This is a genomic window from uncultured Aquincola sp., assembly GCF_964001545.1.
In the GTDB taxonomy this organism is placed as follows: domain Bacteria; phylum Pseudomonadota; class Gammaproteobacteria; order Burkholderiales; family Burkholderiaceae_C; genus Aquincola.
Genome location: NZ_CAXFDV010000682.1, coordinates 1 through 8823 on the forward strand (window position 1 = coordinate 1; position 8823 = coordinate 8823).

At 70.4% G+C, this 8823-nt stretch carries 8 protein-coding genes; 3 read left to right on the forward strand and 5 right to left on the reverse strand.

Translation table 11 applies throughout. The features are described from left to right. The 3 genes from ABNT58_RS23905 to cobA all read left to right on the forward strand — a co-directional run. On the forward strand, positions 1–2436 hold a 2436-nt coding region (locus ABNT58_RS23905; protein ID WP_348755898.1), incomplete at its 5' end, for a molybdopterin-dependent oxidoreductase. Positions 2437–2492: 56 nt separating this feature from the next. Continuing rightward, on the forward strand, positions 2493–3458 hold the full coding sequence (gene ybiB, locus ABNT58_RS23910) for a DNA-binding protein YbiB (RefSeq protein WP_348755899.1): 966 nt from the start codon (positions 2493–2495) through the stop codon (positions 3456–3458). Further along, positions 3455–4252, forward strand: a complete 798-nt coding sequence (cobA, locus tag ABNT58_RS23915) for a uroporphyrinogen-III C-methyltransferase (protein WP_348755900.1) — start codon at positions 3455–3457, stop codon at positions 4250–4252. The genes ybiB and cobA overlap by 4 nt, the downstream gene beginning before the upstream one ends. Here the strand turns inward: cobA and ABNT58_RS23920 are convergent. The 5 genes from ABNT58_RS23920 to ABNT58_RS23940 all read right to left on the reverse strand — a co-directional run. Next, on the reverse strand, positions 4230–5315 hold the full coding sequence (locus ABNT58_RS23920; protein ID WP_348755901.1) for a chemotaxis response regulator protein-glutamate methylesterase: 1086 nt from the start codon (positions 5313–5315) through the stop codon (positions 4230–4232). The genes cobA and ABNT58_RS23920 overlap by 23 nt on opposite strands. Beyond that, the gene (locus ABNT58_RS23925) at positions 5312–6583 is read right to left on the reverse strand and encodes an EAL domain-containing response regulator (protein WP_348755902.1); all 1272 of its coding nucleotides are present in this window, start codon (positions 6581–6583) and stop codon (positions 5312–5314) included. Before ABNT58_RS23925 ends, ABNT58_RS23920 begins: the two co-directional genes overlap by 4 nt. Before the next feature lie 29 nt (positions 6584–6612). Continuing rightward, entirely contained in the window at positions 6613–7419 is an 807-nt protein-coding gene (locus tag ABNT58_RS23930) for a protein-glutamate O-methyltransferase CheR (protein WP_348755903.1), read from the reverse strand. A 16-nt stretch (positions 7420–7435) separates the two neighbouring features. Next, entirely contained in the window at positions 7436–7978 is a 543-nt protein-coding gene (locus tag ABNT58_RS23935) for a chemotaxis protein CheW (RefSeq protein ID WP_348755904.1), read from the reverse strand. 80 nt (positions 7979–8058) lie between these two features. Continuing rightward, the coding region (locus tag ABNT58_RS23940; protein ID WP_348755905.1) for a methyl-accepting chemotaxis protein at positions 8059–8823 on the reverse strand (765 nt) is incomplete at its 5' end.

Consider the following 8823-nt stretch of genomic DNA (forward strand, 5'->3'; position numbering starts at 1 on the left):
AACAAGCTGGCCAAGGCGCTGATCGGCACCAACAACGTCGACACCAATTCGCGCCTGTGCATGAGCAGCGCGGTGGCCGGCTACAAGGCCACGCTGGGTGCCGATGCGCCGCCCGCCTGCTATGAAGACCTGGCCCATGCGCGCACTCTCTTCATCACCGGCGCCAACACCGCCTGGGCGCACCCCATCCTGTTCCGTCGCATCGAAGACGCCAGGCGCGCCGACCCGCGGCTGCGCCTCATCGTGGCCGACCCGCGGCGCACCGACACCGCAGGCGCCGCCGACCTGCACTTGCCGCTGCTGCCCGGCAGCGACGTGGCGCTGTACCACGGCCTGCTGCACCTGATGCTGGCCGAAGGCTGGATAGCCCGCGACTACATCGACGCCCACACCCACGGCTTCGAGGCGCTGCGCGTGCGGGTGGCCGAGTTCACCCCGCGTGAAACCAGTCGCCTGACCGGCCTGACCGAAAAGGCCTTGCTGCAGGCTGCCGCCTGGTTTGCCGGGCTCGATGCGCCGGGCGAAGGCCGCAGCCCCACCCTGTCGCTGTATTGCCAGGGCCTGAACCAGAGCGCCAGCGGCACCGCCAAGAATGCGGCCTTGATCAACCTGCACCTGGCCACCGGCCAGATCGGCCGCGCCGGCGCCGGGCCGTTTTCGCTCACCGGCCAGCCCAATGCGATGGGCGGGCGCGAGGTGGGCGGCCTGAGCAATCTGCTGCCCGCCCACCGCGACCTGGCCAACCCGGCGCACCGCGCCGAGATGGCCGCCTTCTGGGGCGTGCCGCGCATTCCCGAGCAGCCGGGCAAAAGCGCGGTGGAGATGTTCAAGGCCGCGGCCGAAGGCCAGATCAAGGCCTTGTGGATAGCCTGCACCAACCCCGCCCAGTCGATGCCCGACCAGGCGCTGGTGCGCGAGGCGCTGCGCCGCTGCGAGTTCGTCGTGGTGCAGGAGGCCTTCGCCACCACCGCCACCGCCGCCTTCGCCGACCTGCTGCTGCCGGCCACCACCTGGGGCGAGAAGGAAGGCACCGTGACCAACAGCGAGCGCCGCATCAGCCGCGTGCGGCGCGCGGTGGCCGCGCCCGGCCAGGCGCGTCACGACTGGCACATCGCCACCGAGCTGGCGCAGCGGCTGGAGGGCCGGCTGCGCCCCGGCGAGACGCCGCTCTTCGACTACCGCACGCCTGAAGAAGTGTGGAACGAGCACCGCGAGACCACCCGTGGCCGCGACCTCGACATCACCGGCCTCAGCTACCCGCTGCTGGACAGCGCCGGGCCGCAGCAATGGCCGATGCCCGCCGGCCACACCCGCGGCCGCGCCCGGCTGTATGAAGACGGCATCTACCCCACCGACGACGGCCGCGCCCGCTTCTTCGACACGCCCTTCGAGCCGGTGGCCGAGCCGCGCGACGTGCGCCACCCTTACGGCCTGAACACCGGCCGCCTGCGAGACCAGTGGCATGGCATGAGCCGCACCGGCACCCTGGGGCGGCTGTTCGGCCAGGCGCCCGAGCCCACCGTCGACCTGCATCCGACCGAGCTGCAGCGACTGGGCCTTGCGCCCGGCGACCTGGTGCATGTGACGTCCCGCCGCGGCTCCATCGTGCTGCCCGCGGCGGCCGACGAAGGCCTGGGGCCGATGCAGGCCTACATCGCGATGCACTGGGGCGAAGAATTCGTCTCCGGCCGCAGCGCCCGTGGCGAGCCGCTGGCCGGCGTGAACGCGCTCACCACGCCGCGCTACTGCCCGCGCTCCAAGCAGCCTGAGCTCAAGCACTGCGCCATCAAGCTGCTGAAGGCCGAGCTGCCCTGGCGCCTGGTGGCCCTGGCCTGGCTGCCCGATGAAGAAGCGCTGCCGGCCCGCCGCGCCCTGCAGGCCTTGATGCATGAGTTCAGCCATGCGATGTGCGTGCCCTTCGGCCACCAGCGCGGCGGGCTGATGTTCAAGGCCGCGCATGAAGGTCCGCCGCCGATGTCGCTGGTGCGCCGCATCGAGACGCTGCTCGGCCTGGCCTACGGCAGCCACGATGCACCGGTGCTGCACTACGAAGACGCCCGCCGCGGCCAGCGCCGTGCGGTGCGGCTGCGCCGGGCGGGGGATGACCGCCGGCTCGACGCCTTTCTGCTGGCCGGCGATGCGCGCGCCGAAGCCTGGCTCAAGCCGCTGCTGCAGGACGAGCGGCCGGTGCAGGCCTATGGCCGCCAGCTGCTGCAGGCCGGCCCCCACCCACCCTTGCCGACACCGGTGCGCGGGCGCCAGGTGTGCACCTGCTTCAACATCAGCGCCGACCAGATCGAGGCCACCCTGGCCACCTGCGCCGGTGACGACGCCGACCGCCTGCAGCAATTGCAGGATGCGCTGAAATGCGGCACGAATTGCGGCTCCTGCGTGCCTGAGCTCAAGCGCCTGGTGGCCGCTGGCGTCACCGCCTGAAACACCTGCCTGCCAAGGTCCGAAACTTGCGAACCTGAGCGCAGGAGACAGCCTTCATGACCAGCATTCGTCACTACATCAAGGAGATCGGCCGCGGCAGCGCCGGCGCACGGTCCCTCAGCATCGAACAGGCCCAGGACCTGATGGGCCTGGTGCTGGACGGCCAGGTCACCGACCTGGAGATCGGCGCCTTCGCCATCGCCATGCGCATGAAGGGCGAAACGCTCGATGAGCTGCTCGGCTTTCTGGCCGCGGTGCAGGCGCGCTGCCAACCCATCGTGGCCGACCGGCCGGTGGTGGTGCTGCCCACCTACAACGGCGCCCGCCGGCTGCCCAACCTCACGCCCCTGCTGGCCATGCGTCTGGCGCAAGAAGGCGTGCCGGTGCTGATGCACGGCCCGCGCCACGACCCGCAGCGCGTGAGCACCGCCGACGTGCTGCACGACCTGGGCCTGCCCATCGCCCACGGCGTGGACGAGGTGGAACAGGCCTGGGCGCGGCGCGAACCGGCCTTCCTCTGCATCGACGCGTTGTGCCCGCCGCTGGCCCGGTTGCTGGACGTGCGCTGGACCATCGGCCTGCGCAACTCGGGCCACACCGTGGCCAAGCTGCTGGACCCGGTGCAAGGCGCACCCGCGCTGCGCCTGGCCAGCTACACCCACCCCGAATTCGGCGAGTTGATGGGCCAGTTCGCACGCCAGGCCGGCGCCCACATGATGCTGCTGCGCGGCACCGAAGGTGAGGCCGTGGCCGACCCGCGCCGCCAGCCCCGCATCGAAGGCTGGATCGCCGGCCAGCCGCGGCCCGAGCTCAGCTGCCCCGCGCAGGAAGGCGTGCTGGCCACCATGCCGCTGCTGCCGCGCACCCACGATGCCGCCACCACCGCGCTCTACATCCAGTCGGTGATGAGCGGCGAAAAGCCCGCCCCCGATCCGCTGGAAAACCAGGTGGCCCTGGTGCTCAAGAGCCTGTCCGCGCTGGGCAGCCTGCAGGGCCAGCGCCACGTAGGAAGTGCCGCATGACCGTTCCCTCCCCCGCCCGTGCCCCCGGCCGCTGCACCCTCGTGGGCGCCGGCCCCGGCGACCCCGAGCTGCTCACCATCAAGGCCCTGCGCGTCATCCGCGCGGCCACCGTGCTGCTGGTGGACGACCTGGTGAGCGATGCGCTGCTGCGCTTTGCGCTGGGCCGGCGGCGGCCGCGCATCGTGCACGTGGGCAAGCGCGGCGGCTGCGCCAGCACACCGCAGGCCTTCATCGAAAAGCTGATGGTGGCCGAGGCGCTCAAGGGCGAGCAGGTGGTCCGGCTCAAGGGCGGCGACCCCTTCGTCTTCGGCCGCGGCGGCGAAGAGGTGCAGGCGCTGCAGGCGCACGGCGTGGCGGTGGAGGTGGTCAACGGCATCACCTCGGGCCTGGCGGCGGCCACCGGCATCGGCGCGCCGCTGACGCACCGCGACCATGCGCAAGGCGTGATGTTCGTGACCGGCCATGCCCGCGAAGGCGGCCACGGCCCCGACTGGTCGGTGCTGGCGCAGGCCGCGGCGCAGGGCATCACGCTGGTGGTGTACATGGGCGTGGCCCAGGTGGCGCGGCTGCAGCAGGGGCTGCTGCAAGGGCTGCCCGCCGCCACGCCGGCCGCGGTGGTGCAGCAGGCGTCGCTGCCGCAGCAGCGGCATGTGGTCACCACGCTGGGCCAGCTGCCGCAGGCCATCGCCGATCACGGCCTGGGCAGCCCGTCCATCATCATCGTGGGCGATGTGCTGCAGGGGCTGCAGGCGGCGGCCGTGCCGCCGACGGTCAAAGCCGCTGCTGCGCGCTGATCTCGCGCGACAACGCGCCCAGCGGCAGCGTGCGCTGCACCGCGCCGCGCTTGATGGCTTCCTTGGGCATGCCGAAGACCACGCAGGTGGCTTCGTCCTGCGCCAGCGTGGCAGCGCCGGCGGTGCGCATTTCCATCAGGCCGGCGGCACCATCGTCGCCCATGCCGGTCATGATGATGCCCAGCGCATTGGCACCGGCACACTTGGCGCCGGAGCGGAACAGCACGTCCACCGACGGGCGATGGCGGTTGACCAGCGGCCCATCCACCACTTCCACGTGGTACTGCGCGCCGCTGCGGCGCAGCAGCGTGTGCTTGCCGCCGGGGGCGATGAGCGCCAGGCCGGGCACCACGCGGTCGCCGGTGGCGGCCTCCTTCACCGTGATCTGGCACAGCGTGTTCAGCCGCGCCGCGAAGGCGGCGGTGAACTTCTCGGGCATGTGCTGCACGATGACGATGCCGGGCGACACGCGCGGCAGCTCGGTCAGCACCGCTTCCAGTGCCTGGGTGCCGCCGGTGCTGGTGCCGATGAGCACCACGCGCTCGGTGGTCTGCGCCATGGCCCGCGCGCCCTGCGCATTGGGCGGCAGGATCACGTCGGCGGTGTGCTTGGCCGTGGGCACCAGCGGCGCCACGGCCGACCGGGCCACCGTGCGGCGCACGTTGGCCTGCGCCGCCGCCTTGACGGTGCCCACCAGTTCCTGCGCCGCCTCGGCCAGGAACTGCTTGAGCCCCAGCTTGGGCTTGGTGACGATGGACACCGCGCCGGCGGCCAGCGCCTCCAGCGTGGTCTTGGCGCCCTTTTCGGTCAGCGTGCTGCAGATGACCACCGGCGTCGGCCGCTCTTCCATGATCTTGCGCAGGAAGGTGATGCCGTCCATGCGCGGCATTTCCACGTCCAGCACGATCACGTCGGGCCATTGCTGGCGCATGCGTTCCTGGGCCAGCACCGGGTCGGCGCAGGCGGCGATGACTTCGATGCCCGGGGCTTCGCCCAGCAGGCCGGTCATCACCTGGCGCACCACGGCGGAATCGTCCACCACCAGCACCTTGATCGTTTTCATGTCGTCTCCGATTCCGCGGTCGGCGTGCGCAGCGCCGGCAGCCGTGCCTCATGGCTCTTGAGCCAGCGCGGCAGCGCATCGCCGGTCATCGGCCGTGCGATCAGGTAGCCCTGCCCCAGGGTGCAGCCGAACTGCTGCAGCAGCCGCCAGTCGGCCATGGTCTCCACGCCTTCGGCCACCGACACCAGGCCCAGCCGGCCGGCCATCTCCAGTGCCGACTGCAGGATGACGCGCAGGTGCGCCTGCTGGTGCGCCTTGTGCACGAAGCTGCGGTCGATCTTCAGCTCGGTGAAGGGGATGCGCGCCAGCTGCTGCATCGACGAGAAGCCGGTGCCGTAGTCGTCGATCGACAGGCCCATGCCGCGCATGCGCAGCCGGCCCAGCACGCCCATGGTCTGGGCGTCGTAACCCACCACCGAGCCTTCGGTGATCTCCAGCACCAGCTGCCCCGGGGCCAGCCCGTGGCGGGCCAGCAAGGCACTGATGCCTTCCACCAGACCCGGCGTCTGCAGCAGCAGCGGCGACAGGTTGATGGCCATGGACATGGCCAGCCCATGGCTCATCCAGCTGGCCAGCTGCGCCATGGCCTGGTCGGCGATGGACTGCGTCAGCCGCAGGATGAGGCCGTGCTTTTCGGCCGTGGCGATGAAACGGTCGGGGGGCACCGTGCCCAGCACCGGATCGGTCCAGCGGGCCAGCACCTCCACCCCGCGGACGATGCCGGTGCGGATGTCGACCTTGGGTTGGTAGTACGGCAGCACCAGGCCCTGGGCCAGCGCGGCTTCCAGCCGCTCCGGCGCAATAGGCGGCGGCAGCCCGGTGGCCGGCAGCAGCGGCGAGCCGGTGTCCACCGCATGGCAGCGCTGCAGCGCGCCGGCCAGCAGCTCGGCCGTCAAGGGCTTGGACACGCCGCCCAGCAAGGGCATGCCCAGCGTGGTGGCCATGGTTTCCACCGCGCGCACCAGCGCGCCTTCTCGTGAAGAAGCCACCAGGAAAGGAATGCGGATGCCGCGGCGGCTCAACTGCTGGATCAGCTCGATGCCGTCCATCTCCGGCATTTCCAGGTCGATGACCAGAAGCGACGGCGGCACCGGCAGCTCGGCCAGCAGATCCAGCGCCTGTAGGCCGTGATGCGCTTCGTGGATCTGCACCACGCCCAGCGACCGGAACAGCGCGACAGCATGCTCGCGCTGCACCACGCTGTCATCGACCACCAGCACCGATTCGTGCCGATCGGCCGCGGGGCCAGGCGAATTGCCCGTGTCCATTCCGTCTCCTACCGGCGGCCGGGGCCGCCTTACAGCTTGCGATACACCGAGGGCGACACCTGTTCGACGCCCGTCATCATGCCGTTGAGGCTCTCGGAATGACCGACGACGAAGTAGCCGCCCGGCCGCAGCGTGGCCACCACGCGCTCCACGACCTGACGCTTGGTGTCGGCATTGAAATAGATCATCACGTTGCGCAGGAAGACCATGTCGAAGTTGCCCAGGTCGCCGGGCAAGGGTTCGTTCAGGTTCACCTGCAGCAGCTTCACACGATCGCGCAGCGCCTTTTGCACCAGCAGCGTGCCCTCCTGCTCGCCCGTGCCCTTGAGGCAGAAGCGCTTGAGATAGGCCGGCGGCACCTGGCGGGCGCGCTCCAGGGGGTAGTGCCCCAGGCGCGCACGCTGCAGCACCCGTGAGCTGATGTCCGAGCCGCTGACCTCCCAGGGCTTGTCGGCCCGCACGTCGGCCAGCACCATCGCCATGCTGTAGGGCTCTTCGCCGCTGGAGCAGGCAGCGCTCCAGATGCGAAAGGCCTGCGAGCGCGGCGCCTCGGCCGCCAGCCTGCGCAGCAGCTCGAAGTGCTTGGGCTCGCGGAAGAAATAGGTCTCGTTGGTAGTCAGCAGGTCCACCGCGATCTGCACCTCGGCCGCGTCGCGGCCGCTGTCCAGCAGCGCCAGGTAGTCGCTGTACCGGTCGAAGCCGTGGTGCGCCAGCCGCTTGGCCAGCCGCCCGCACACCAGGGCCTTCTTGCCCGCCGAGAGAGTGATGCCGGCCGCCTCGAGGATGAAGGTCTGGAAGCGCTGGTATTCGCGCTCACTGATGGCCGGGTGTTGCATGCGCTTGCAGGGCCCTTCAGTGCGCCAGGCCGAGTTCGGCCACCTGGCCGGCGGCGGCGATCTCTTCCACCGACAGCACCTGTTCGGCCGCCAGCAGGATGACGAACTTGCCGCGCACCTTGCCCATGCCCTGGATGAAGTCGCTGCGGATGCGGGTGCCGAAGGACGGCGGCGGCTCGATGTCGGCCGCCGGGATCTCCAGCACTTCGTTGACGGCGTCCACCACCGCGCCCAGCACGTGGCGTTCGCCTTCGCTTTCCACCTCGATGATGACGATGCAGGTGCGCTTGGTGATGTCGCTGCTGGGGCGGCCGAAGCGGGCCTGCAGGTCCATCACCGGCACCACGGCGCCGCGCAGGTTGATCACGCCGCGGATGGACGACGGCATCATCGGCACCTCGGTCAGGCCGCGGTATTCGATGATTTCCTTGATGGCCAGGATGCCCAGCGCAAAGGTTTCGCCCCCCAGCATGAAGGTGAGGTACTGCTGGGGCTCCGCGGCCATCAGTGCGGGCATCGCATGGCCGGCAGCCGCCGTACTGGCTGAAGTGATGTTCATCGGCGGTCTCCTGTTCGGAAGAAGGTTCGTGGGTTCGCAGTCCGCTTATTCGGCCGCTCGCGGCCGTTCTTCAGGCTGCGTCAAAAATTGGTGAACTGGCTTTCGTCCACGCCGGCAGCCTGGCGCGGCGCGCGTGGGGCGGCTGCGGGCGCCGCCGACACGGCCTTGCGGGCCGATGCCTTGGCCAGGCCGATGGCCTGACGCGCGGGCGCCGCGGACTCGGCTTCGCGGCGGCGGGGCGCCCCGCCCAGCCGGAAAAAGCCCATGGTGTTTTGCAGTTGCTCGGCCTGCGCGCTCATCTCTTCGGCGGTGGCGGCCAGTTCTTCAGAGCTGGACGCGTTCTGCTGCGTGGTCTGGCTGAGCTGGCTCACGGCCGCGTTGATCTGGCTGACGCCGGACGACTGCTCTTCGCTGGCCGCGGTGATCTCCTGCACCAGGTCCGAGGTCTTGCGGATGCTGGGCACCATCGCGTCCAGCAGCTGGCCGGCACGCTCGGCCAGTTCCACGCTGCTGCCGGCCACGGTGCCGATTTCCTGCGCCGCCACCTGGCTGCGCTCGGCCAGGCGGCGCACCTCGGCGGCGACGACGGCAAAGCCCTTGCCGTGTTCGCCCGCACGCGCGGCCTCGATGGCGGCATTGAGCGCCAGCAGATTGGTCTGGTAGGCGATGTCGTCGATGATGGTGATCTTGTGGGCGATCTGCTTCATCGCCGAGACGGTGGCCTTGACCGCCTCCCCGCCTTCGGTGGCCTCGGTGGCCGCCTTGCTGGCCATGCCGTCGGTCACCTTGGCGTTGTCGGTGTTCTGCGCGATCGACGAGGTCATCTGCTCGATCGACGCGCTGGT